The 24,098-nt window shown below is 68.9% G+C and carries 26 protein-coding genes and 1 tRNA gene; 20 read left to right on the top strand and 7 right to left on the bottom strand.

The features are described 5' to 3' along the window. Nucleotides 1–15: 15 nt before the first annotated feature. Nucleotides 16–468 (top strand): MaoC family dehydratase, encoded by a 453-nt coding sequence (locus tag ACQP1O_RS31450; RefSeq protein WP_433562011.1) that lies wholly within the window; start codon nt 16–18, stop codon nt 466–468. Nucleotides 469–540: 72 nt separating this feature from the next. On the opposite strand, the gene ACQP1O_RS31445 is transcribed toward ACQP1O_RS31450, so the two are convergent. Continuing rightward, nucleotides 541–1,305, bottom strand: a complete 765-nt coding sequence (locus ACQP1O_RS31445) for a YdcF family protein (protein WP_433562010.1) — start codon at nt 1,303–1,305, stop codon at nt 541–543. 299 nt (nt 1,306–1,604) lie between these two features. Between ACQP1O_RS31445 and ACQP1O_RS31440 the strand changes: the two genes are divergently transcribed. Both ACQP1O_RS31440 and ACQP1O_RS31435 read left to right on the top strand, forming a co-directional pair. Then, a complete protein-coding gene (locus tag ACQP1O_RS31440) occupies nt 1,605–2,069 on the top strand; it encodes a carboxymuconolactone decarboxylase family protein (RefSeq protein WP_433562009.1) in 465 nt (154 codons plus the stop codon). A 207-nt stretch (nt 2,070–2,276) separates the two neighbouring features. Beyond that, a tRNA-Asp gene (locus ACQP1O_RS31435) sits at nt 2,277–2,351 on the top strand. 46 nt (nt 2,352–2,397) lie between these two features. Here ACQP1O_RS31435 and ACQP1O_RS31430 read toward each other — a convergent pair. Then, complete coding sequence (locus ACQP1O_RS31430) at nt 2,398–3,249, bottom strand: NAD(P)H-binding protein (RefSeq protein ID WP_433562008.1); 852 nt, start codon at nt 3,247–3,249, stop codon at nt 2,398–2,400. A gap of 86 nt (nt 3,250–3,335) precedes the next feature. Here ACQP1O_RS31430 and ACQP1O_RS31425 point away from each other — a divergent pair, with 86 nt between their 5' ends. Further along, entirely contained in the window at nt 3,336–3,806 is a 471-nt protein-coding gene (locus tag ACQP1O_RS31425) for a MarR family winged helix-turn-helix transcriptional regulator (protein WP_433562007.1), read from the top strand. A 66-nt stretch (nt 3,807–3,872) separates the two neighbouring features. Beyond that, nucleotides 3,873–4,148 carry an Lrp/AsnC family transcriptional regulator gene (locus ACQP1O_RS31420; protein WP_040856541.1) on the top strand — a complete coding sequence of 92 codons (276 nt, stop codon included), beginning with the start codon at nt 3,873–3,875 and terminating at the stop codon, nt 4,146–4,148. Nucleotides 4,149–4,157: 9 nt separating this feature from the next. Here the strand turns inward: ACQP1O_RS31420 and ACQP1O_RS31415 are convergent, their stop codons facing one another. Continuing rightward, a complete protein-coding gene (locus ACQP1O_RS31415; protein ID WP_433562006.1) occupies nt 4,158–4,466 on the bottom strand; it encodes a hypothetical protein in 309 nt (102 codons plus the stop codon). A gap of 89 nt (nt 4,467–4,555) precedes the next feature. Here ACQP1O_RS31415 and ACQP1O_RS31410 point away from each other — a divergent pair, with 89 nt between their 5' ends. Beyond that, nucleotides 4,556–5,128 carry a phosphoribosylanthranilate isomerase gene (locus tag ACQP1O_RS31410; protein ID WP_433562005.1) on the top strand — a complete coding sequence of 191 codons (573 nt, stop codon included), beginning with the start codon at nt 4,556–4,558 and terminating at the stop codon, nt 5,126–5,128. 14 nt (nt 5,129–5,142) lie between these two features. Here ACQP1O_RS31410 and trpD read toward each other — a convergent pair whose 3' ends face one another. After that, nucleotides 5,143–6,198, bottom strand: a complete 1,056-nt coding sequence (trpD, locus tag ACQP1O_RS31405) for an anthranilate phosphoribosyltransferase (protein ID WP_433562004.1) — start codon at nt 6,196–6,198, stop codon at nt 5,143–5,145. A gap of 69 nt (nt 6,199–6,267) precedes the next feature. Continuing rightward, nucleotides 6,268–6,690: a hypothetical protein gene (locus tag ACQP1O_RS31400; protein ID WP_433562003.1), complete on the bottom strand. Its 423-nt coding sequence runs from the start codon at nt 6,688–6,690 to the stop codon at nt 6,268–6,270. A 168-nt stretch (nt 6,691–6,858) separates the two neighbouring features. Here ACQP1O_RS31400 and ctaE point away from each other — a divergent pair, with 168 nt between their 5' ends. The 5 genes from ctaE (at nt 6,859) to ACQP1O_RS31375 (ending at nt 12,244) form a co-directional block, all read left to right on the top strand. Further along, on the top strand, nt 6,859–7,470 hold the full coding sequence (ctaE, locus tag ACQP1O_RS31395; RefSeq protein ID WP_083868641.1) for an aa3-type cytochrome oxidase subunit III: 612 nt from the start codon (nt 6,859–6,861) through the stop codon (nt 7,468–7,470). A gap of 82 nt (nt 7,471–7,552) precedes the next feature. Next, nucleotides 7,553–8,413 (top strand): cytochrome bc1 complex diheme cytochrome c subunit, encoded by an 861-nt coding sequence (gene qcrC / locus ACQP1O_RS31390; RefSeq protein ID WP_433562002.1) that lies wholly within the window; start codon nt 7,553–7,555, stop codon nt 8,411–8,413. Further along, the gene (qcrA, locus tag ACQP1O_RS31385) at nt 8,410–9,558 is read left to right on the top strand and encodes a cytochrome bc1 complex Rieske iron-sulfur subunit (protein WP_364616283.1); all 1,149 of its coding nucleotides are present in this window, start codon (nt 8,410–8,412) and stop codon (nt 9,556–9,558) included. Before qcrC ends, qcrA begins: the two co-directional genes overlap by 4 nt. After that, nucleotides 9,555–11,174: a cytochrome bc1 complex cytochrome b subunit gene (qcrB, locus tag ACQP1O_RS31380; protein ID WP_433562001.1), complete on the top strand. Its 1,620-nt coding sequence runs from the start codon at nt 9,555–9,557 to the stop codon at nt 11,172–11,174. Before qcrA ends, qcrB begins: the two co-directional genes overlap by 4 nt. 113 nt (nt 11,175–11,287) lie before the next feature. Next, nucleotides 11,288–12,244, top strand: a complete 957-nt coding sequence (locus ACQP1O_RS31375; protein WP_433562000.1) for an AraC family transcriptional regulator ligand-binding domain-containing protein — start codon at nt 11,288–11,290, stop codon at nt 12,242–12,244. A 24-nt stretch (nt 12,245–12,268) separates the two neighbouring features. Here ACQP1O_RS31375 and ACQP1O_RS31370 read toward each other — a convergent pair whose 3' ends face one another. Further along, nucleotides 12,269–12,889, bottom strand: coding sequence for a class I SAM-dependent methyltransferase (locus ACQP1O_RS31370; protein WP_433561999.1), 621 nt, complete (start codon nt 12,887–12,889; stop codon nt 12,269–12,271). A 109-nt stretch (nt 12,890–12,998) separates the two neighbouring features. Beyond that, a complete protein-coding gene (locus ACQP1O_RS31365) occupies nt 12,999–14,738 on the bottom strand; it encodes a DEDD exonuclease domain-containing protein (RefSeq protein WP_433561998.1) in 1,740 nt (579 codons plus the stop codon). 669 nt (nt 14,739–15,407) lie between these two features. Here ACQP1O_RS31365 and ACQP1O_RS31360 point away from each other — a divergent pair. From ACQP1O_RS31360 to ACQP1O_RS31320, 9 genes are all read left to right on the top strand, one after another. Next, nucleotides 15,408–16,034, top strand: coding sequence for a C40 family peptidase (locus ACQP1O_RS31360; protein WP_433561997.1), 627 nt, complete (start codon nt 15,408–15,410; stop codon nt 16,032–16,034). A 227-nt stretch (nt 16,035–16,261) separates the two neighbouring features. Further along, nucleotides 16,262–17,296: an NlpC/P60 family protein gene (locus ACQP1O_RS31355; protein ID WP_433561996.1), complete on the top strand. Its 1,035-nt coding sequence runs from the start codon at nt 16,262–16,264 to the stop codon at nt 17,294–17,296. A gap of 111 nt (nt 17,297–17,407) precedes the next feature. Continuing rightward, complete coding sequence (locus ACQP1O_RS31350; RefSeq protein ID WP_433561995.1) at nt 17,408–18,418, top strand: peptidase MA family metallohydrolase; 1,011 nt, start codon at nt 17,408–17,410, stop codon at nt 18,416–18,418. Nucleotides 18,419–18,490: 72 nt separating this feature from the next. Then, nucleotides 18,491–19,645: a glycosyltransferase family 4 protein gene (locus ACQP1O_RS31345; RefSeq protein ID WP_433561994.1), complete on the top strand. Its 1,155-nt coding sequence runs from the start codon at nt 18,491–18,493 to the stop codon at nt 19,643–19,645. Nucleotides 19,646–19,818: 173 nt separating this feature from the next. Next, nucleotides 19,819–20,211 (top strand): polyketide cyclase / dehydrase and lipid transport, encoded by a 393-nt coding sequence (locus ACQP1O_RS31340; RefSeq protein ID WP_364616259.1) that lies wholly within the window; start codon nt 19,819–19,821, stop codon nt 20,209–20,211. Nucleotides 20,212–20,230: 19 nt separating this feature from the next. Then, nucleotides 20,231–20,668 (top strand): SRPBCC family protein, encoded by a 438-nt coding sequence (locus tag ACQP1O_RS31335; RefSeq protein WP_433561993.1) that lies wholly within the window; start codon nt 20,231–20,233, stop codon nt 20,666–20,668. Between the two features lie 47 nt (nt 20,669–20,715). Next, nucleotides 20,716–22,041 (top strand): ArsA family ATPase, encoded by a 1,326-nt coding sequence (locus ACQP1O_RS31330; RefSeq protein ID WP_433567860.1) that lies wholly within the window; start codon nt 20,716–20,718, stop codon nt 22,039–22,041. Next, nucleotides 22,038–22,940, top strand: coding sequence for a hypothetical protein (locus ACQP1O_RS31325; protein ID WP_433561992.1), 903 nt, complete (start codon nt 22,038–22,040; stop codon nt 22,938–22,940). The genes ACQP1O_RS31330 and ACQP1O_RS31325 overlap by 4 nt, the downstream gene beginning before the upstream one ends. Then, the gene (locus tag ACQP1O_RS31320; protein WP_433561991.1) at nt 22,937–23,932 is read left to right on the top strand and encodes an ROK family glucokinase; all 996 of its coding nucleotides are present in this window, start codon (nt 22,937–22,939) and stop codon (nt 23,930–23,932) included. Before ACQP1O_RS31325 ends, ACQP1O_RS31320 begins: the two co-directional genes overlap by 4 nt. Nucleotides 23,933–24,098: the final 166 nt, after the last annotated feature.

Raw genomic sequence — 24,098 nt, 5'->3', positions numbered from 1 at the left:
CCGGAGGAACACAGCATGATCGACTTCAGTGACTTCGACCGCCTGCGCGCCGCCGCCGGCACCGAAATCGGTGTCAGCGACTGGATCACCGTCGACCAGCAGCGCATCGATACCTTCGCCGACGCCACCGACGACCACCAGTGGATCCACGTCGACGCCGCCCGAGCGGCCGCCGGACCCTACGGGCGCACCATCGCCCACGGGTTCCTCACCCTGTCGTTGGTGGTGCCGATGACCGCGCAGGTCATGACCGTCAGCGCCGCGAACATGGCGATCAACTACGGGCTCAACAAGGTTCGGTTCATCAATCCGGTGCTGGTGGACAGCCGCATCCGCGGGCGCTTCACCCTCGACGCCGTCACCGACATCCCCGGCGGCGTGCAGGCCGTGCGGACGGTCACCGTCGAGATCGAGGGCCGGGACAAGCCCGCCTGCGTCGCGGAGAGCATCGCCCGCTACCTCGCCTGAGGCGCGCAGACCAGGGCCCGCCGATCGAATCGATCGGCGGGCCCCTGCTTTTCGCGGACCGGTGTTTCGCGACTAGCTGCGTGGTCCGAAAGGCACCGCCGACAGCGGGGCGGCGTCCGGCGTCATGGTCGCCACCACCGAGATCCCGGCCGCCTGGAAATTCATCAGCGCCCGGGCGATGTGGTTCGCCGAGGTGATCAGGATCGCCGCGTGCGCGCCGATGACGTCCATCAGCTGCGCTGAGAACGCCGCGTTCTGGACCGTCGAATTCGCCTTGGTCTCGGCGTGAATGCGGTTGCGGTCGATGCCGCGCTCGACCAGCCAGTCGGCCATGGCATCCGCCTCGGTCACCCCGTTCTGCGGGTTGCCGCCGGTCACGATGACCGGGGCCTGCGGCGAGAGCAGGGCCGAGACGTAGCCGGCGTAGAGCCGGGCCATGAGTTCGGGGCGCATCGAGCCGTCGGGCTGCAGACCGTATCCGAGCACCACGATCGCGGTGTCCGGGGTGAACAGCGCGGGCAGGTTCAGGCCCGGCAGATCCATCCCGGGGATATTGAAGGTCTGCAATGCGTTGATGGTCGCCAGCATGTTCTCGGACAGCCCGGCGATGGAATCGATCTGCACCGGCTGCGGCGGCGCGTCGGCGTGGGCCGGGGCGGCGGCCGTCGCCAGTGCGATGACGGTCGCGCCGGGCAGCAGGGCCTGGATGGCCTTGGTGCGGAACTGATTCGATGTCCTGCGGTGATGGCGGCCGGGCCGGACGCGCCCCAGTTGGGGGCGGACTCCTTGCCACTGACCGCTGGGTGAGATTCTCCGATGTCTGCCTGCGTCGAGCATCGCAACCCCCTGGGTAGCCGGGATGTGACTACCGGTCGGTTCACAATCGTCCGAATCATGATCGCGCCAGATCCACTTCTATGGGGGCGATTTCGCGAAATCAAGATTCACATCGTCGCGAGACGGTGTCCGAACAGCGGAAATATCAAGCCGGACCGGCATTGTCGTGAGGTCGGCCCGACCGGTCGGACCGCCCCGGGGGGCGTGACCGGCATCACATCGAACCGGATGTCACACCCGCACGGGCCGCGTCGTCAACCTGACGAAGGCAACGAACGACACAGAGAAAAGAGAGAACAATGACCCGCTTCGCCCTGTACGAGAACGAAGTCGCCGCCAAGTTCAACAAGCGCCTCGTCACCGCCGCCCGCGTCGTCGACGAGTCCAGCCTGCCCAAGGCCACACAGGAACTGGTGAAGATCCGCGCCTCGCAGATCAACGGCTGCGGCATGTGCCTGGACATGCACACCAAGGACGCCGCCCACGCCGGCGAGACCGCGGTCCGCCTGGCCATGGTCGCCGCCTGGAAGGAATCCACCGTCTTCACCGAGCCCGAGCGCGCGGCCCTCGCCCTCACCGACGAGGGCACCCGCCTCGCCGACGGCGGCGTCATCTCCGAGGACACCTGGGCCCTGGTCCGCAAGAACTACGACGACGACCAGATCGGCGCGCTGATCTCCCTCATCGCCACCATCAACGCCTGGAACCGCCTGAACGTCATCTCCGGCCAGCTGGGCGGCCAGTACGTCCCCGGTCAGTGGTGACCACCTGCCCGCGCCCCAATCACGTTGGGGCGCAAGGGTAGGCATTCCTCGAGTGGCACACCACCGAGGGGGAATCGGTCGAATCCCCTCGGTGGTGTGCCACTCGGCGTTCAGGCCGCCGCGGAAATTCGGTACCGCTTTCCCCGACGTGTCATTACTGTCATCGTCGCCACCGACGCCCTGGCGCGCAGGTCGTGGGGTGGTCCAGCCGGTGTGGAGGAGTCCGGAGTCCTCGCTTCCCCGTCAAGGAAGAAACCACGGGTTCGAATCCCGTCACTGGTGCAGGTGATGTCAGCCGGGTGCGGTCCGGCAGTCCTCGACGGCTCGGTCAGTCCTCGAACGCGGCACGATGGGCCGCACACCATTCGGCGAAGGTGCGCGGCGGGCGGCCGAGCAGCGCGGCCACGGCATCGGTGCGCGCGCCCACGGTGTCGGCGCGCATGAGGGCGAAGCCCTCCACGATCGCCGCGGCCAGTGGCGGGGGAGCGCCGTTCGGGAAACGGGCCGCCACCGCCTCCTCCGGTGTCGCGGCCTCACGAATCTCGAGGTCGCGGTCCAGGATTCGGGCGAGGATCGCGACCTGCTCGCCGACGGTCAGGCACTCCGGCCCGGTGAGGTGATAGGCCGCGCCGGTGTGACCGGGCTCGGTGAGGCAGCGCGCCGCCACCGCGGCGATATCGGCGGGATCGATCGGGGCGAAGCGGCCCGGACCGGCGGGGTCGAGGATCGGGTCGCCCGCCCGCAATGCCGGAATCCATTCCAGGGCATTGGACATGTATCCGCCCGGACGCAGGATCGTGCACGGAATTCCGCTGGCGCGCACCAGATTCTCGCGCTCGTGGTGCCAGCTGCCCATGGCGGGCAGTGGTTCGACCAGCACGTGGGCGGAGGAGATCATGACGATCCGCTTCACCCCCGCCCGCGCGGCGGCGTGCAACAGGTTGCGGGTGTGGTCCAGCCCGATGCCCGGGACCAGCAGGAACAGGCCGGTGACTCCGGTCATGGCCCGGTCCAGGCTCGCCGGATCATCGAGGTCACCGGGGCAGGTCTCGGCATGCGCGGGCAGGGTCGCGGCCCGCGCCGGATCACGTACCAGGGCGCGGAAATCGAGGTCGTCGGTGTCGAGAATGCGGGTGAGTTCGCGGCCGATGTTTCCGGTCGCTCCCGTCAGCAGTAACATGGCATCTCCAGGTCGTTAGCCGTCTACTGAAAAACGTTAGACGGCTAACGATCGATGGTCAATACCCGCACCCGACCGGAGGTCTCATGTCTTCGCCAGGCTCAGCCGACTTCTTGGACCTGCACGGCCGCACCTCGAAAGCCTTGCGCGCCTTGGCCGATCGCGATATGCGCCGCCTCGGACTGCACCTCGGCCAGAATCACGTGCTGGCCGTGCTGTGGGAACAGGACGGCCGCACGCCGGGGGAGATGGCTGCGGTGCTCAACGTCACCACGCCGACCGTCGTCAAGATGGCCACCCGCATGGCCGCCGCCGGCCTGCTCACCCGCCGCCGCGACGACAAGGACAACCGCCTGGTCCGGCTCTGGCTCACCGACCGCGGCCGCGACCTCCGCGGCCCCGTCGAAGCCGACCGGAAGACGCTGTCCGACAAGGTGACCGCCGACCTCACCGACGCCGAGCGTCGTCACCTGATGTCGGCGCTGGAGAAGATCCACCGCGCCGCCGCCGACCTCCTCGGCGAACCGCTCGACCACACCGACTCGATCCCGGACTGACCCGGACCCACGCCGTTCGATCCCGGACCGGCGCTGCCGTCCCGGCCATCACCTAGAGTTGGGCTCATGATTACCGCGATCGTGTTGATCTCCGCCGAACCGGATCGGATTCCGGAGACCGCGCAGGAACTGGCCGACATCAAGGGGGTGGCCGAGGTCTATTCGTGCGCGGGGGATGTGGACCTGATCGCCGTGGTCCGGGTGCGCGACCACGAGGAGATCGCCGACGTGGTCACCGGCCGGATCAACAAGACGCCGGGCGTGCTGCGCACGGCCACCCACATCGCGTTCAAGTCCTACTCGCGCGCGGACGTGGAGGCCGGCTTCTCGATCGGCGAATAGCCGCCCGGGTCAGCGGGTCTGAACGGACGCGCCCAGCGCGGTGCCGGTGTGACCGGGCTCGATGGTGTGCGTGACGCCGCCCTTGCAACCGGGGAACAGGTACACCTGGGCGCGCAGGGCGGTTTCATTGTCGACACTGAGCCGGCGCGGCACGCTGCGGATGGTCACGCAGTCGCCCGGAATGCCGTAGCTGTGACCGTCCACACTGAGGGTGCCGGGATCGGAGGTCTCGTCGTGAGCCCAGTGAGCGGCGCTCACCGGAATGCCGATGCCCAGGAACACGGCCACCAGGCCGGGTAGCACCACTCCGTATCGCATGTCGAAACTGTAACGCCGCCCCGGGGAACCGAACGGCAAACACACAGCTGGGTGACCCGAACTCTCAGGACACTCGGAGGAACTCTTCCTTGAGAGGGCAGGAACCCATGTTCGTGAAGGTGTGCGGGCTCACCACCGAGGAACAGATCGACTGGGCCGTCGAGCTGGGCTACTCCGCCATCGGCGTGGTCGGCACGGCCAAGAGCAAGCGATATGTCGAGCCCGCCCGGGCGCGGGAGCTGGCGGCGTACGCGCGCGGCAGGATCCGCTCGTTCGTGGTGGCGTTCGACCGGACCGAAGTCGCCGAGGTGATCGGCGACTTCGACGTCATCCAGCTCTACAACTGGACCGACCTGCCGAACCTGGCCTACTGCTCGGCCGTCGCACCCGCCCCGGAACAGGTCTGCGAATACTTCTTCTACGACGCCAGCACCGGATCGGGCGTCTTCGCCGAATTCCCGGACTGGCTGGAGAAGGTACCCGGACAGGTGGTACTGGCCGGTGGCCTCAGCCCCGACAATGTCGCCGAGGTGATCACGACTCACCGGCCGTTCGGTGTCGACGTCTCCAGCTCGGTCGAAACCGCCCCCGGCATCAAGAGTTTCGATGCCATGAGCCGTTTCAAACAGGCCGTGGACTCCGTGGCCGAACCGGGGGCCTGAAGCCCCCCGAGGGGTCAGTTCGCGCCGAGCTCGTTGGAGACGGTGACCCAGCGATCCAGCAGGGCCGAGGCCGCACCCGAATCCACGGTCTCGGCCACCCGCTTCAACGCCGCGGCCAGCTTGGTGTGCAGATCGTCGCCCACCTCCGCGGCGGACAGTTCGAACGCCACCAGCGCCGCCGCCGAATTCAGCAGCACGGCATCCCGCACCGGGCCCGGGTCGCCGTCGAACATCGTGCGCGCGATCGCCGCGTTCATCGTCGCGTCGCCGCCGCGCAGCGCCGAAGGATCCACCCGCTCGATGCCCAGTTTCGTTGGGTCGATGGTGGTTTCGTGCAACCGGCCGCCCGCGACCACCCACACATCGGTGGTGTCGGCTGTGGTGATCTCGTCGAGGCCGTCATTGCCGCGGACCACGAGCGCCGAGGCGCCGCGTTCGGCGAACACGCCCGCGATGACCGGCACCAGATCCGGGAAAGCACAGCCGATCAGACCCGCGCTGGGCTGGGCCGGATTGGTCAGCGGGCCCAGGATATTGAAGACCGTCGGAATCCCGATCTCACCGCGCGCCTGACTCGCGAACCGCAGCGAGGGATGGAACACCGGCGCGAAACAGAACCCGATGCCGGTCTGCCGCACGCACTCGGCCACCGATTCCGGTCCGAGTGCGATCTTCACGCCCAGCGCCTCCAGCACGTCCGCGCCGCCGCTCTTGGACGACGCCGCCCGGTTGCCGTGCTTGATCACCGGAATCCCGCTGGCCGCCACCACGATCGAGGACATGGTGGAGATGTTCACGCTGCCCGAGCGGTCGCCGCCGGTGCCGACGATATCCACCGCCGCGCCCTCGAACGGCACCCGCTTCGCGTGCGAGAGCATGCCGGTGGCCAGGCCGCTCAGTTCGGTCGGGGTCGGGCCCTTCATCTTCAGGGCCACGCCGAAGGCCGCGATCTGCGCGGAGGTGGCGTTGTCGGAGAAGATCTCGTTCATCGCCCACGCGGCCTCATCCGAGGACAGATCGTTGCCGTCGGTGAGGATGCCGAGAATTTCTCTCCAGCTACGCGTGCTCATTGCCTTCTCTTCCCCGTTGCCGGTCCACGCCGGACACCAGTGTTGTTGGGGCAAGCCTAGTGTGCGGGGCTAGTTCTTTCCGCCAGGACCGGCGGCGGGCTGCAAGGCGTCCCAGCCGAGGACATGGCCGTCGTAGCGATGGGCGATTCCCGTCATGCGGGAACGCTCCTGGGAGCAGTGCAGGGCGTCGAGCACCTGCACGCGCTGCAACACCAGGTTCGCGGGGTCTGCCGCATCCACCGAGGCCGTGTCATAGCCGATCTGCGCGGCGATGACTTGCACCTCACCGACCCGGTCGGCGGGAACCCGGAGGTGGTGCCGAAGGACTACTGGATCGCCCGATGTCCACTGCAGAGCCTTGCCCAGGGCCGCCGAACAGGCTTCGGCGTCATCGAAACTCGAGGCCACCACCACCAGATCCGGCCGGGCCGGATCCAGTTCCGTTGTCCCGCCGCGTCCGGCTATCCGCCGCCACCACGATTTCACGCTCATACATCCCTCTCCACAGGGCTCAGCTTCCTCTTACCTGCGCAATCTAGGCTCATCCGGACACGCCGAGAGCCCTACGAGACGAGCGCTCGCGCTGGGCTTTCCGACACGTACGACAAAGTTTCGTACCCGCCTACGCCTGTCGTACTACGACAAGTCATACTTACCGGCGTGACGACCGCAGTAGGGACCCCAGGATCGGCCATTACCCAGCGTGTGCATTCGCTGAACCGGCCCAACATGGTCAGCGTCGGTACCATCATCTGGCTGTCGAGCGAGCTGATGTTCTTCGCCGGCTTGTTCGCCATGTACTTCGTTGCTCGCGCGCAGGCGCACGGAAACTGGCCGCCGGAGCCGACCGAGCTGAACATGAAGCTCGCCGTGCCGGTGACCGCGGTGCTGATCGCCTCCTCCTTCACGTGCCAGATGGGCGTGTTCGCGGCGGAGAAGGGTGACGTCTTCGGCCTGCGCCGCTGGTACCTGCTGACCTTCCTGATGGGTGCGTTCTTCGTCGGTGGCCAGGCCACCGAGTACCACGCCCTGTACTCGGAGGGCACCTCGATCTCCAGCAGCGTGTACGGCTCGGTGTTCTTCATCACCACGGGCTTCCACGGTCTGCACGTCATCGGCGGTCTCATCGCGTTCGTGTTCCTGCTGATCCGCACCAAGCTCAGCAAGTTCACCCCGGCGCAGGCCACGGCGGCGATCGTCGTCTCCTACTACTGGCACTTCGTCGACATCGTCTGGATCGGCCTCTTCGCCACGATCTACTTCGTCCGCTAGCACCGGACGCGCCGAGGCCCAGCCCGCGTCGGCAACCCAGAAACTTGTACAAGTCGGTTCCGTCTACTCCAAAGGGACACAGATGAGTTCATCTCCCCCGTCAGCGCCAGATCCCGAGGGGATCGGCCAGGCCACCAAGATCCGCAAGCAGCGCCGGATGCGCCGGAAGCTGGCCGGCGGTCTGGTCCTCCTGATGGGCCTCGTCGGAGCCGGCTTCGCGGCGTCGGCCCTGACCCCGCAGGCTCAGGTCGCCACCGCGAAAGAGGACCAGTCCGCGCTGATCCGCGAGGGCAAGCAGATCTACGACACCTCCTGCGTCACCTGCCACGGTGCGAACCTGCAGGGTGTCCAGGATCGCGGCCCCAGCCTGATCGGCGTCGGTGAGGCCGCGGTCTACTTCCAGGTTTCGACCGGTCGTATGCCCGCTGCCCGCAATGAGGCGCAGATCGTGCGCAAGCCCCCGAAGTTCGACGCGCACCAGACCGACGCGCTCGGCGCGTACGTCCAGTCCCAGGGCGGCGGTCCGACCGTGCTGCGCGACAGCAACGGCGAGATCGCGCGAGAGTCCATCATCGAGGACCGCGACCTCGGCCGCGGTGGCGAGCTGTTCCGCATGAACTGCGCCTCCTGCCACAACTTCACCGGCAAGGGCGGCGCGCTGTCGTCCGGCAAGTTCGCGCCGCCGCTGGAGGAGGCCACCGAGCAGCAGATCTACCTGGCCATGCTGACCGGCCCGCAGAACATGCCCAAGTTCTCCGACCGGCAGCTGACGCCGGACGAGAAGAAGGACATCGTCGCCTACATCAAGGACCGCATGGAGACCCCGTCCGAGGGCGGCTACGGCCTCGGCGGCTTCGGTCCCGCGACCGAGGGCCTGGCCATCTGGGTCGTCGGCATCGTGGTCCTGGTCGGCTCCGCGATGTGGATCGGTTCCCGGTCATGAGTGAACAGGAGCGAAACAGCATGGGGGACAACCCCACCGAACCCACCGATGAGCAGCTCGACGCCATGTCGCGGGACGAGCTGGTCAAGCTCGGCACCGAGCTGGACGGCGTCGACGTCGCCTACCGCGCCCCGCGCTGGCCGGTCCCGGGTACCCGGGCCGAGAAGCGCGCCGAGCGCCGGGTGGCGCTCTGGTTCGGCATCTCCGCGCTCGCGGGTGCCGCGCTGATCGGTGTCTTCCTGTTCTGGCCCTGGGAGTACAAGGGCCGTCACCAGGACGGCAACGGCATGTACACGCTGACCACCCCGCTCTACGGCCTCACCCTCGGCATCGCCGTGCTGGCCGTCGGCGTCGCGGTGGTGCTGATCCGCAAGCACTTCATCCCCGCCGAGATCTCCATCCAGGACCGCCACGACGGCGCGTCCAAGGAGGTCGACCGGCGCACCCTGGTCGCGCAGCTGCAGGACGCCGCCGAGACCTCGACCCTGGGCCGCCGCAAGCTCATCACCCGCACCGCGGGCCTGGGCGTGGGCGTCATGGGCGTCGGCGCGCTGCTCGTCTTCGTCGGCGGCATGATCAAGAACCCGTGGGCCAAGCGCGACAAGTCGCCGCTGTGGGTCTCGGGCTGGACCCCGGACTACCCGGGAGAGACCATCTATCTGCGTCGCGACACCGGCCGTCCCGAGGACATCGTCCTGGTCAAGCCGGAGGATCTGGACGCCGGTGCCATGGAGACCGTCTTCCCCTGGAAGGAATCCTGGCGCGGTGACGAGCACAAGACGCTGGAATCGCTGCGCGGCATCCGCAACGCGGTCATGCTGATTCGCTTGCGCACCCACGATGCCGAGCACGCCATCAAGCGCAAGGGCCAGGAGAGCTTCAACTTCGGCGACTACTTCGCCTACTCGAAGATCTGCACCCACCTCGGCTGCCCCACCTCGCTGTTCGAGCAGCAGACCAACCGGATCCTGTGCCCCTGCCACCAGTCGCAGTTCTCCGCGACCGAGTGGGGTAAGCCGGTCTTCGGTCCCGCGGCGCGTGCGCTGCCGCAGCTGCCGATCACCGTCAACGCCGATGGCTACCTGGTCGCCCAGCACGACTTCATCGAGCCCCTCGGCCCGGCCTACTGGGAGCGTCGTTCATGAGCCCTAGCAAAGTGGCCGTCCAGGCCAACGAGATCGACGAGCGCTACCGCCTCGCGGCGTTCGCCAAGCGATCGATCAACAAGGTCTTCCCGACCCACTGGTCGTTCCTGCTCGGTGAGATCGCGCTGTACGCGTTCATCATCCTGCTGCTGTCGGGTATCTACCTGACGCTGTACTTCGACCCGTCCATGTCGGAGACCGTCTACCAGGGCGCCTACCAGCCCCTGCGCGGTGTCACCATGTCGCGGGCCTACGAGACCGCGCTGAACATCTCGTTCGAGGTGCGCGGCGGTCTGTTCGTGCGCCAGGTGCACCACTGGGCGGCGCTGCTGTTCGCGTCGTCGATCATCATCCACCTGTTCCGCATCTTCTTCACCGGCGCTTTCCGCAAGCCGCGTGAGGCCAACTGGGTGATCGGCTCGCTGCTGCTCATCCTGGCCATGTTCGAGGGCTTCTTCGGCTACTCGATCCCGGACGACCTGCTCTCCGGCACCGGTCTGCGCGCCGCCTTCGGTGGTATCACCATGGGCATCCCGGTCATCGGCACCTGGATGCACTGGCTGATCTTCGGCGGTGACTTCCCGGGCACCATCATCATTCCGCGTCTGTACATCGCGCACGTGCTGCTGCTGCCGGGCATCATCCTGGCGCTCATCGCCGCGCACGTCGCGCTGGTGTGGTACCAGAAGCACACCCAGTTCCCCGGACCGGGCCGCACCGAGAAGAACGTCGTCGGCGCCCGCATCATCCCGGTGTTCGCCGCCGACCAGGGCGCGTTCTTCGCCTTCACCCTGGGCGTCGTCGCCATCATGGGTGGCGTCTTCCAGATCAACCCGATCTGGAACCTGGGTCCCTACAACCCGTCTCAGGTCTCCGCGGGTTCGCAGCCGGACTTCTACATGATGTGGACCGACGGCATGGCGCGTCTCATGCCGCCGTGGGAGCTGTACCTGGGCCGCTACACGGTCCCGGCGCCGTTCTGGGTCGCGCTGATCATGGGTGCGGTGTTCGGTGTGCTGATCGCCTACCCGTGGATCGAGAAGCGCCTCACCGGCGACACCGCCCGCCACAACCTGCTGCAGCGTCCGCGCGACGTGCCGGTCCGCACCGCCATCGGTGCCATGGCCATCGCGTTCTACCTGGTGCTGACGCTGGCGTGTGTGAACGACATCCTGTCGCTCAAGTTCGACATCTCGCTGAACGCGACGACCTGGTTCTTCCGCATCGCCCTGCTGGTGGCCCCGCCGATCGCGTACTTCGTCGCGTACCGGTTCTGCATCGGCCTGCAGCGCAGCGACCGCGCGGTGCTCGAGCACGGTATCGAAACCGGTGTCATCAAGCGGCTTCCGCACGGTGAGTACATCGAGGTGCACCAGCCGCTGGGCCCGGTCGACTCGCACGGCCACCCGATTCCGCTGGAGTACCAGGGCGCCCCGGTGCCCAAGAAGATGGCCAAGCTGGGTTCCGCGGGCAAGCCCGGCACCGGCTCCTTCCTGCGTGCCGACCCCGCGTCGGAGCAGGCGGACCTGGTCGCCGTCGCCCACGAGGAAGAGCACAAGATGCTCGAGGTGCTGGAGGAGGCGCAGAACGCCGCCGCCGGCAAGCACGATCACTGATCGTCGCCGTCACACGGGAAGGCCCCGAGTCGAATTCGACTCGGGGCCTTCCCCGTTCCCGGGACTCGGCCGATCGGATGACAAGGTGACCGGGACCTGTTAGCTTCCGGACTATGGCTGTCCAGCCGGATCGACGGGCGGTCGCCCGGCCCGCGGTGGCGACCCGCTATGCGGTGGAGACCGGTCGGGCACAGGGGATTCCGGCCTCGGCCTGTCTGGCCGGGACGGGGCTGCGCGGCAGCGACCTGGAAGAACCGGGCGCGCAGGTGCGGTCGGGCCAGGAACTGCGGGTCATCCGGAATCTGATCGCGCACGGGGGAGACCCGGCCGAACTGGGGGCCGCGACCGGGCGGCGGTACGCGCTCCCCGGCGCGGGAATCGTGGGCTACGCCATGATGACGAGTCCGACCGTGCGGGAGGCGATCCGGCTGCTGCCCGGGTACTTCGCGGTGACCTCCGTCCGATTCGGGCCGGCGTTCACCGAGACCGAGGCGGGGCTGGCGGTCGCGGCCGGGGACGGCGAGGTACGCGGTGGAGTACGGGCGTTCCTGCTGGCCCGCGATCTGACGGCCGCCTGCACGCTGGTCTCGGCGCTGATCTCGGATACCGATGTGATGCTCGGCCTCGAATTCGAGTCCGGCCGAGGCGGGTTCACCGTGCCGCCCGAGGTGCTCGATCAGCCGGCCCGGCCGCCGGACGCGCACACCGGTGCGCTGTGTATCCAGCAGTGCGAGCAGGCATTGGACCGGCGGCATCGGCATACCGGCGCGGCAGCGCAGGTGCGCCGAGTGCTGCTGCGAACGCCCGCGACCGCGCCGTCACTCGCCGAGGTCGCCCGGGAACTCGCACTGTCCGAACGCGGCCTGCACCGCCGACTCGCCGACCACCACATCAGCTTTCGCGGCCTGGTCGATCAGATCCGGCAGCAGCTCGCTGCCGAACTCCTCGACCTCGGACTCACCGCCGAGACCGTCGCCCGCATGGTCGGCGCACCTGCCCAGCCCGGTTTCGGCCCTGGCTACCGACGCCCGGGCGGCCAACCCGGCCGAACCCACGACATCCCGCGCTAGCGTGCGGGCGCGCACCGCTCGCGGCTAACCCTGCGGCCCAGCCGGATTCGGCCTGGTCCACACCAGTGAGAACCGCCACAATACGTGCCGTCGGTAGCGCACGCCCGGCAAGATCTCGGCGGCCGTCCGCCGTGTCTCGGCATAGGTGTGCGGTGGCGGCCACACCACCGGCGAGGGGTGCGCCCACTGGGCCCGGAACAGCCGATCCTTGAAACTGGTGAGCAGGGCGGCGGCCTCCCACGGTAGATCCGCCGGAAAGTCGTTGCGCGCCATGCCCACCACGGCCAGCGTCCCGCCCGGCCGCAACAGCTCCCGCATCCGGGTGAGCGCCTTGACGGTGTCCATGTGGTGCAGGGCCGCGACGGACACCATGCCGTCGAACGACTCCGGTTCGAAGGGATGCTCGAGGAAATCGGCCCGGAGATAGGTGATGTCGTCCGCCCCGGACTGGTCGCGGGCCAGCTCGATACTCCGCGCATCGGGATCGATGCCGGTCACCGCGGCCCCGTCGCGTCGAATCCTCCTGGCCAGCATGCCTTCCCCACAGCCGACGTCCAGCACATTCCGCGCTCCCGCGACCGCCGCCGCCAGCAGTGGGTGGTACTCGATGTTGTGATTCCAGCGCTCCGCATCTGGCACATACATCCAGCCATTCTGGCAGCGCGCCGCTGCCGCCGCCTGCACGTTCGGATACTCACCTCCGTACCTACCCCGGAATCGGCTTCGCAGCCGCGCGTTTTCACCGCGCTGGTCATCAGCCCGGTGGCGATTGATCCGGGGTGGTGATCTGGGCGGCGGCTTCGGCGCGGGCGACCCAGTCGAGCCAGGCGCCCGCGCCGAGACGGGGTTCGCCGTAGCCGTCGGTGGTGCGGACGATGCGGGTACCGGGCTGGTCGAGCCAGCGGACCAGCAGGCCCGCCTCCTCCGGAAGTGCCCCGCGCAGTGGGGGATAGGCGGGGTCGTCGTCCGGGCCGGGGAGGCGGGGTGGGATGACGGTTTCGGCGGCGGCCGCCAGGCGGTCCACCACCGCCATGGGAGAGATACCGCGCACGGCGGTGCCCGCGGCGGCGAGGCGGGCGTGGCGGATGATCGCGAATTCCCAGCCACCCGCACCGTCGGGGCGGGCAGCTATCAGTTCCGGGATGGCCGCCAGAGCGGCCAGGCGCTGGGTGCGGCGCAGGGCGCGGATCACCGTCACGGTGCGATCCCGCAGCCGAGCTGCGGCCTCGAAATGTTCTGCGGTGGAAAGGCTTTCGAGTCGTTCGGCAATCGCGTGCAGCAGGGCGTCGTCGGCGCCCGCGAACAGGGCGCGGACCGCGGCCGGAGCTCGTTCGTACTCCTCTATATATAGGGGGCTGTTGTGGGCGCTCGCGGGGCAACCGCCGACCACCGCCGGCGGGCAATCATGACGGCCGGTGCGCGGGATGCGGGTGGTGCAGGTGCGCAGGCCCGCCTGCTCGGCGACGGTGGCGGCGATCTCCAGAGCGTCGGCGCGAGAGGTGAACGGGCCCAGCGCGTCCCGGGCCGGGGTGCGCGAGACCGCGAACCGCGGGAACGGCTCGTCGGTCAGCGTCAGCCACCAGGCGCGCTGCGGGAACTTCGATCGCCGGTTGTAGGGCGGGGCGTGGGCGAGCAGCAGCCGCAGCTCCCGCACCCCTGCCTCCAGGCCGTGCGAGCACTCGACATGGTCGACCCGGGTGGCCAGTTGCACCATCTCGCGCATGCGCGGGCGGGTGTCGGAACCGGTGAAGTAGGTGCGGACACGACGGCGCAGATTCACCGCCGTCCCTATATAGAGGACTTCGTCCGACGGTCCGCGGAACAGATACACCCCCGGCATGGCCGGAAGATCCGCCGCCATCACACGTTTCGCGCGTTGGCGGCGTGTCACCTCGGGCAGATAGTCGAGCAGCTCGGTCAGACTCTGCACCCCCTGATTGCCCACCCGGGCGATGAGCGCGTGCAGCACGTCCACCGTGGCGCGGGCGTCGTCGAGGGCGCGGTGCGTGGGCCGGGTCTCGGCGCCCAGCAGCTGGGCGAGGTACCAGAGCTTGGCCGAGGGCGCCTCGTCCTTGCCGAGCACCCGCCGCGCCAGCTGCACCGTGCACAGCGTTTGGAAAGCGGGCCAGGGCAATTCGCACCGGGCCGCGGCGGCCTTCAGGAATCCGGTATCGAAGCGGGCATTGTGGGCGACCAGCACCGCACCGCGCGCGAACTCCAGAAACCCGGGCAGCACCTGCTCGATGCGCGGCGCGTCCACCACCATGGCGGTCGTGATCCCGGTGATCTGCACGATCTGCGGCGGAATCGCACAGCCGGGATTCACCAGGGTCGCGAACTCGCCGAGCACCTCGCCGCCGCGCACCTTCACCGCCCCGATCTCGGTGATCGAGTCGCCCTCGGGGCTGGTGCCGGTCGTCTCCAGGTCCACCACCACGAACGTCGTGTCGTAGAGCGGGGTTTCGAGCTCGTCGAAGGCCAGCTGTCCGGACACGGACGGCAAGCCTAGGCGCAGGGTCCGACAACCTTTCCCCGCCAAGGCATGCACCGCGGATCCGGGGGTCGTGACCGTCTCCGGGAACGCGTGATCCGGCCCTTTCCGCAGGTCGGGCCGGGAACCCGGGCGGGGCCCGGGGAGTTGCTCCGCGCGACCTGGGGAAAAGCCTGAATATGTGGTGGAGATTCTCGAGATGAAATCCCCGAATTGCGGAAATATGCACGACTGTGACCAGGGTCACAGTTATTCAAAAAGTGAATCAATCCCGGGTGTGGAGTGGTTGGTTCGCGCCGGCCTCCGGCGTGTGCCGCCCCGCTGTCCTGCGGTCGGGCGTGTCGCGTAGGCGTGTCGGAGTCGCCCAGGTCAGCGGTCATGGCTCCGACCTTGTGTTATGCGTATTTTGTCGAGGTCGGGAGGGCCTCGGATGGGCGCTGGCTACTCGACGGTAGCTATCGGTACGCCCTCTGGAAAACGGCCGCTGTTATCGTTTCGTGATTGCTGTGACGCTTATCGCACCGAAATGGTGCCGCGTAACAATTTCGAGTAACGGGCCGAATGTCTCGGCTTTACAAAGCACCGTTATTCACTCGTAATCTTCCTGAGACCTCGCGGAGTCCGACGCACCACCCGGTGCGGCGTCGCGGGGAAGATTGGAAGTACCTCATCATGGCGACTACGACCGTGAAGCGACAGGTCCGGGGCATGCAGCGCACTGCGCGTCGTGCCGCTGCTGCCGGTGCCGTCGGCGCTGCCACGCTGAGCGCGCTGCTGCTGCCCGCGACCCCCGCGTCGGCCCAGCCGGTGAACACTCCCGCGGGCACCATCGACGTGCCCAGCCAGATCCAGCTTCCCGCCGGCATCCCGGGCCTCCCGGAATCCCTGCCGCTGCCCATCCCTGCCATCCCCGGCATCATCACCCCGTGGGGCCCGGCCGCCCCCGGACCGCAGAGCGGCCCGCGTCAGGCCGCGGTCAACGCCGCCCTGAGCCGCGTCGGCGACCCCTACGTGTACGGCGCCGCCGGTCCGGACGCCTTCGACTGCTCCGGTCTGGTGCAGTGGTCCTACGCGCAGGCCGGAGTCAGCCTGCCGCGCACCAGCTACGAGCAGCTCAATACCGGCAGCCCGGTGTCGTTCGACGATCTGGAGCCCGGCGACGTGGTGTCGTTCTACGGCGGCAGCCACTCCGGCATCTACGTCGGCGACGGCAATGTGGTGCACGCGTCGACCTCCGGTCAGCCGGTGAAGGTCGCCCCGGTCTCCTCGATGCCGTTCGCGGGCGCGCGTCGCATCTGATCCGCTGCTCGACCGGGGAGTCTTCCCCGTAGCCGACCGCAGGCGGCCGACCTGCGGAAGAGACGGTGACCGTGATGATTCCGTGGCCTGCTGGACACAAGCGGTCGCCGTTTCGTAATCTTATCGAGACCTTCTGAACCGGCTCGGGGTAAGAGAACGGGACGACACCAGCGGTGGCAGCGCAGCAGCGACATCATCGGACACACAGTCAGCGAACCAGGCGACTGGTGGGTGAAGCCCTCACGGTAGGCGCACTCATGGTCGGCACCTACGGCACCCTGGGCCTCGGATCCGCGACAGCCGATCCGGTCTCCGCACCGGCATCTGCTGGGGAAGCAGTGCAGCGGCTCATCGATCTGTCGCGGCAATCCGAACAGCTCAATCAGCAGGCGCTCGACGCGCAGTCCGATCTGGACACCAAGGCCGCCGCCGCCGGCGTCGCCGACCAGCGGGCCGCCGACGCGGCCGCCACCCTGGACGCGGCCAAGGCGGAAATCCGTCGCTACCAACCGGTCATCGATCGGGCCGCGACCTCGGCGCTGCTCGGCAGCCGCACCAACCGGCTGACTTCGCTACTGGTCAGCAATTCGCCGCAGCAACTGCTCGACCAGATGTCCATCGTGGACTTCGTGGGCGCGCGTACGAATGACCAACTGGGCCAGTACGAGAAGGCCACCGACGCGGCCTCGGTCGCCGAGGCCGCCGCCCGCTCCGCCGCCGACACCGCGCGCGCCGCCAGCGCCGCCGCCGACGCGGTCCGTAAGGACCTGGAATCCAAACGTGCTGCGCTGCAAGGATCCATGGCGCAGGTGATCGCCGCCTGGGGTCAGCTCTCCGCCGGTGACAAGTCCGCGCTCGCGGGCTCCATGTTCCCGCCCGGCTTCGATCGCGACAGCCTGCTCCGGGGTCTGGTGCCCGGTTCCGGCACCAGCGCGCTGGCCGCGGGACTCACACGCGTCGGCGATCCCTATGTCTGGGGCGCCACCGGTCCCGACCAGTTCGACTGCTCCGGCCTGGTGCAGTGGGCCTTCCATCAGGTCGGCAAGAGCGTGCCGCGGACCAGTCAGCAGCAGTCCAGCTACGGCACGCCGGTCGATGAGAAGGACCTCCAGCCCGGCGATGTGGTCTTCTTCTACTCTGACATCTCGCATGTGGGCATCTACGCCGGCAACGGATTGATGCTGCACGCTTCGACTTTCGGCGTACCGGTTCAGGTCGCGCCGATGAGCTCCACACCGTTCCATTCGGCGCGCCGGTTCTGAGCTCCCGCGGACCCGGCACGAGTGATCAGGACCCGGAGGAGGCAGCTTGCGTGACCACGTAGGGGCCGAGCTCGCACCCGATGTGCGGAGCATGATCACGACGAGGTGGCGATGAGCGCTCTGCGGCAGATGCGCGGTTGGCTGGCGGCGCGACGGCGGTTCCAGTTCGTCGCCACCCTGGTCATGGTCAGCGCGCTGACCGCGGCCTGCGGGGCGCTGCTCATGCTGCCGAACTCGGTGCTGCCCAATCTGCGCGCGGTGGTGCCAGGGCAGGACTCGGGCCAGGCCACCGCCTCCGATCCGCAGGTGCCGCTGGTGAAACGGACCATGGCGGGCTACGGCAGGGTGGTCGCCGAGACCACGGCCACCGAGTCGGGGCGGATCGGCGTCGTGCTCGGTCATTCCGGGCAGCGCGACGATATCGATGTGCTGGCAGGCGAACTCGCGGCAAGCACCGCCGCGGTCACCGCGCTGTGGGGTTCGGACTGGAATCAGGCCCCCGTCGTGGTGGTGGCGTCCAGCGTCTCCGAATTCGCCGCCCTCACCCACGCAGCTGGTGACGTGCCCGCCGAGGTCGCGGCCTCGACCGTCGCCGACCCCTTTCGCCCCGGCGCCCAACTGACCGGCCAGCGCGTGGTTTTCGGACCCGACGCCGGACGCCGCCTGGGACCCGACGGCCTGCGCTCGGTGCTGCGCCATGAACTCACCCACATGGCCTCGCGTGCGGTGACGGTCGACGGCTCCCCGATGTGGACGCTCGAGGGCTTCGCCGAATATTCGGCCCATCGCAACCTGCGCCAGCCCATCACCCAGATCGCCCCCACCCTGACCACCCGCGCCCGCGCCGGTGACCTCCCCGCCGACCTCCCGCCCGACGCCATGTTCGAGCCCACCAGCGGCCAAGCCTCCCTGGCCTACGAACAGGGCTGGTCCGCCTGCGCTTTCATCGCCGACCGCTACGGCGATCCGAAACTCGTCGCCCTCTACCGCCGGCTGGCCTCGGGCCCCAAGGACCGCGCCGCCGTCGACACCGCCCTGCGCGCCACCCTCGGCACCGGCTACCAGGACCTCGTCACCGATTGGCGCGCCTGGCTCGCCACCCGCACCGCCGAAGGCGCGTAGCACTCGGAGGCCCGGGGGTGCGAGGTTTCGGGGTGGGGGGAGCGCGGGCCCCGGGTGCAGTAGGTTTGAGGCATGGGGCGAACTCTGCTGGTTACCAATGATTTCCCGCCGCGACCGGGTGGGATTCAGTCGTATCTGCATGCGCTCGCCCGGCAGCTGCCCGCCGACGAACTTGTGGTGTACGCGCCGCGGTGGCGGGGCGACAGTCACTGGAAGTTCGATGCGCAGCAGCCCTTTCAGGTGGTGCGGCATCCGACGACGCTGATGCTGCCGACGCCGCTGGTGGCGCGGCGGGCCAAGAAGCTCATGCGCGACGAGAAGTGCGATCGGGTGTGGTTCGGGGCGGCGGCGCCGCTGGCGCTGCTGTCGCCGGTGCTGCGCCAGGCGGGCGCGGAGCGGATCGTGGCGTCCACGCACGGGCACGAGGTGGGGTGGTCGATGCTGCCGGCGGCGCGGCAGGCGCTGCGGGTCATCGGCGATCACACCGATGTCGTCACCTATGTCAGCAAATACACGCGGCGGCGGTTCTCGTCCGCGTTCGGGGCGCAGGCCGCGCTCGAATACCTGCCCCCCGCCGTGGATTCGGAGGTGTTCAAGCCGGATCCGGCCGCCCGCGCCGAACTGCGGGCGCGCTACGGGCTGGGAGACCGGCCGACTATTCTGTGCCTGTCGCGGCTGGTGCCGCGCAAGGGGCAGGACATGCTGATCACGGCCATGCTCGAGATTCGCAAGCGGATCGACGGGGCGGTGCTGGTCATCGCCGGCGGCGGGCCGTACGAGCAGAAGCTGCGGCAGTTCGCGGAGGTCATGGGCCTCGGCAATGACGTGGTCTTCGCCGGACGCGTCCCGTCGGGCGAGCTCGCCGCCCACCACACCATCGCCGACGTGTTCGCCATGCCCTGCCGCACCCGTGGTTTCGGCCTGGACGTCGAGGGCCTGGGCATCGTGTTCCTGGAGGCCTCCGCCACGGGAGTGCCGGTGGTGGCGGGCAATTCCGGTGGCGCGCCGGAAACCGTGCGCGAGGGTGAGACCGGGCGGGTGGTGAACGGCCGCTCCGCCGAAGAGCTCACCGACGCCATCGTCGACATCCTCTCCGACCGGGACGCCGCCGCGCGCATGGGCGCGGCCGGCCGCTCCTGGGTCCAGCAGCAATGGCGCTGGGACCTGATGGGCGCGCGACTACAGCACCTGCTGGATCCGAGCCATTCGAAGGCAAGGACGCGCTGACGCAATACCTGAAAGGTTCGCGGCCGTCTCGATTCTGGACTGCGGCTCGATAGACCTCCGCCTTGGAGCCGGGGAGCGAACGGCTCCAGAGACCTGCGCCTTGGAGGAGGGAAGAATCGAGACTTCGGGGCCGCGAACCCGCGCAGAGCGAAGCGTAGGGCAAGATAGGCACCGTGAGCAGTATCCAGGTTGCCGACCAGACATTCGTCGCCGCGCCGGGCACGGCCGTGGCCGAGGTGCTGGCCGATCGTGCCCGCTGGCGCCGCTGGTGGCCCGACCTGCAGTTGGAGGTCCGGGAAGACCGGGGCGACAAGGGAATTCGCTGGACCGTCAGCGGTGGTGCGGACGGCACCATGGAGGTCTGGCTGGAGCCCATGCTGGACGGCGTCATCATGCACTACTTCATGCACGCCGAACCCCGCGGCGGCATCGGCGGTATGTCCGGACGTGAGCTGCTGGCCCTGAACCGGACTCGCCGCGTCGCGGGCAAGGCCATGTCCTTCGAGATCAAGGCCCGCCTCGAGGCGGGGCGCAAGGCCGGGGTCGCTCCCGCGGCCGCTCACTAGAAAGGAAGCGTTGCCGCCCATGGCCGATCGAACTCAGAGGTCGATCGTGATCGACGCCCCCTCGGATCGAGTGATGGCGGTCATCGCCGACCTGGAGTCGTATCCGGAATGGGTCTCCGCGGCCCGCTCGGTCGAGGTGCTGGACAAGTTGCCGGACGGCCGCGCCCGCACCGCCCGCTTCGTGCTGGACGCCGGCGTCGTGAAGGACACCTACACCCTGTCCTACACCTGGCGGCCCGACGGGCGCGCGGTGAGCTGGAGCCTGGTCTCGGGTGACCTGCAGAAGACGCAGGACGGCACCTACGAGTTGATCGCCCTGCCCGACGGCACCACCCAGGTGGTCTACGAACTGACCGTGGATCTGAACATCCCCATGATCGGCATGTTCAAACGCAAAGCGGAGAAGGTCATCACCGACACCGCCCTCAAGGAACTCAAGAAACGGGTCGAAGGCTGACCGCCGGCGGTACCGAACGCTCGCCGCGCCCCGCCACCCGCGTCGAGCTGTTCATCGGCAAGGGCGGTGTCGGAAAAACAACCCTGGCCTGCGCCACCGCACTCGCCTACGCCCGCAACGGCCGCCGCGTCCTGCTGGCCTCCCTCGATCAGGCCCACTCCCTCGGCGATGCCCTGGGCTACCGCCTGCGCCACGGCGCGACCCCCGCGGTCGCCACCCTGCCCCTCCCCATGTTCAACAGCCCGGCACCGGCTTTCGCGGACGTCCGCGATCCCGACGCCGAGCCGGCGCTGGATGTCATCGAGGTGGATTCGCTTGCGCTGCTGGAGGATCGGTTCCGGCAGGTGCTGGTCATGGCGTCCGGGGCGGGGCATGAGCACGGATTCGACCTGGGGGCACTGGATCCCGCGGAGCTGACCGGGCTGCCGGGGGTGCAGGAACTGCTGGCCATGCTGGAGATCACGCGGTTCGCCAACGACGCGCGGTGGGATGTGATCGTGGTGGACTGCCCGCCGTCGGCGGACATGCTGCGCATCGTCACCATGCCGGAGACCGTGCTCGGTTACCTGGAGCGGGTGTGGCCCGCGCACGCCAGGACGATGGAGGCGATCGGCGCGGACTTCCGCAAGGCGGTGCTGGCGGTGACCGTCGAGCAGATCGTGCAGGCGGTGACGGAAGCCCGTGACCTGCTGGCGGATCAGGCCCGCACCGGCGCCCGCCTGGTGACCGCCGCGGAACTGGTCGCGGTGGCCGAGTCGGCGCGGGTGCGTTCGGCGGCGGCGCTGCTGGGTATCCGATTGGATGCGGTGCTGGTGAACAAGGTGCTGCCGGAGATGCCCGCGCCGCATCCGGTCGAGCCGCCGCATCCGGCAGTTCAGTGGTACTTCAACCGGCGCGGCGAGCAACTCGATGTGGCGGGGGAGCTGCGCAAGCGGTTGCGCGGGGTTCCGGTGCAGGTCGTGGCGCATGCGGGAGCCGAACCGGTAGGGATCGGCTCGCTGGCGGCGTTGTCCTACGCGGTGGACGCGAGTGGTAACTGGGTGGGAGGGCGTCCGGTCCCTATGCTTGGCACAGATGCGGACGGTGTGCTGCCCGGCCCCGAGACAAGTACTGCCGTCGAGCCGGTGGTGCGGCTCGAGTCCGGGGCGGGCGTGCACTCGGTGTTCGCGATGCGCATGCATCTGCCGGTGGTCGATTCGTCGACCCTGCGGCTGGGACGAGTGGAGGACGATTTGATCGTGGGAGCGGACGGGGTCCGGCGGCGGTTGCGGCTGGCCCCGGTATTGCGGCGGTGCACGGTCGAGGCCGCCGAGCTCGACGGCGACCACCTGGTGATCCGTTTCCGGCCCGATCCTCAGGTCTGGCCGAAATGACCACCACGCACCACCCGCGTCCCGGCCACCCCGACGAGAATCTCGGCGAATTCGCCGAGGAGCTACGGCTGTTGGCCGAGGCCGTCCTCGAGCGCGTCGAACCGGTGCTGCGCCGCACCGCCTCCGACGGCCGCACCGAATGGTCCAGCTGCAGCTGGTGTCCGGTGTGCGCGGCCGCGGCCATCGTGCGCGGCGAGCACCACGATGTGGTGGCGGCCATCGCCGAACACGGCACCGCCATCGTGACCGTGCTGCGCGAGGCGCTCGCCGGTGTGCCGGTGGATCCTGTGATACCGCCGGACCTGGATCCGGAATCGCCGGAATATCAAGCCTGGCATCATTTTTCGCACGTCGCCGAATCCGGCTCCGGTACAGGTGATCTGCCGTTCGCCGACGCGCGCGGCGATGCCGGCCCGGATGATGGGAGCGAGTTCCCCCGTGGTGGAGGGCAATCCGGCGACCTGCACGGTGCGGCGGGCCTCGCTGCGGTGTTCGCGCGTTTCCTCGCCGGTGCGCAGGGCCGTGCGGCGGCCCGGAATCGGTCCCACGCCCACCCGGCCGCCGAGCCGTCGGACGACCCCTTCGGTCCCGGTCCGGGCGCGGCTCGCCGCCCCGCGGGCAGTGATGACCCGGGTGACTCGGACGCGGTGCCGCACAACGATTTCCGCACGGACTCCGCCGGCGGACGAGTGGCGGGTGATCAGCCCGCCCCCGACCGTCCCTTCGGCCCGCGGGTCGCACATCCCGACGCCGAGCCCGGTCCCGCCGGATCCACGGGACAGCACGCACCCGCCCGCGATTCGGGCCCAGCCGCCGGTCGCGGCGGTGCGCAGCCCGGTGGCGGCAGGCGGTCCAAGCGTGCCGGGTACGTGCCCATCGACGTGACGATCAAGGCATGACGGGCGGTGAGGACGTGCCGTTGACCGTGGGTATCGATGTGGGCGGCACGAATATTCGGGCGTCGGTGGTGGACGGTGCGGGCGAGGTGCTCGACACCGTGGCCGCGCCGACCCCGCATTCCGCCCGCGCCCTCGAGGACGGTCTGGCCCGGGCGGTGCGTGACCTGTGCTCTCGCCATGCCATCGGCGCGGTCGGTCTCGCGGTGGCGGGTTTCGTCGACGAGGACCGCGCCACCGTGCGTTTCGCCCCGCATCTGCCGTGGGAGGACGCCCCGGTCGCGCAGCGGCTCACCGACCGTCTCGGCCTGCCGGTGATCCTCGAGCACGACGCGAATGCCGCGCTGTGGGCGGAGTATCGCTTCGGTGCGGCGGCGGGCGGCCGCAATGTGGTACTGGTGGCCATCGGCACCGGCATCGGCGCGGCGCTGCTCATCAACGGCCAGCTGTATCGCGGAAGCTTCGGTGTCGCACCGGAACTCGGGCATCTGCAGGTGGTGCCCAGCGGCCGCGCCTGCGCGTGCGGCAAGCGCGGCTGCTGGGAAAGGTATTGCAGCGGAACGGCTCTGGTGGACACCGCGATCGAGCTGCTGGCCACCGATCCGCAGCGCTCCACGGTGCTGGCCCGGGAGTCCGGGCGCGATCCGGGCTCGCTGACCGGTCGCCGGGTGGCGGGTGCGGCGCAGGACGGCGATCTGGTAGCCCTCGACGTGATGGCCGATTTCGCGCGCTGGCTCGGCCTGGGCCTGGCCTTCGTGAGCGATATCTTCGACCCGGACCTGATCGTGGTGGCGGGCGGCGTGAGTAGTTCGGCCCCACTGTTCCTCGATGATGCCCGCGAGCACTACGCGACCTCCATCACAGGTGCCCGGCACCGCCGGCTGGCCCGCATCCGCACCGCTCAACTCGGTGAGGCGGCGGGCATGATCGGCGCGGCCGAACTGGCCCGCGCGGCGGTCCCGTCGCCCTCGGACGCGATGTCGGCGCGCCGCTGACCGCGCTGCTCATCGGAGCGCGGATTCCGCTGCGTGGGACCAAAGTCCCGTGATTGGAGAATCGCGCCACTGCCGGTTGGTTACCGTGCGGACTCAGCGGTAGGGTAGGCAAGCGAGTGGTGGTGCCCGCAACGAGGCCGGTCCCGGGTATCGAAAACAGGGGAAA

This window comes from Nocardia sp. CA-151230 (assembly GCF_050942175.1).
GTDB lineage: Bacteria > Actinomycetota > Actinomycetes > Mycobacteriales > Mycobacteriaceae > Nocardia.
This window is presented reverse-complemented; position numbering and strand designations above follow the sequence as displayed.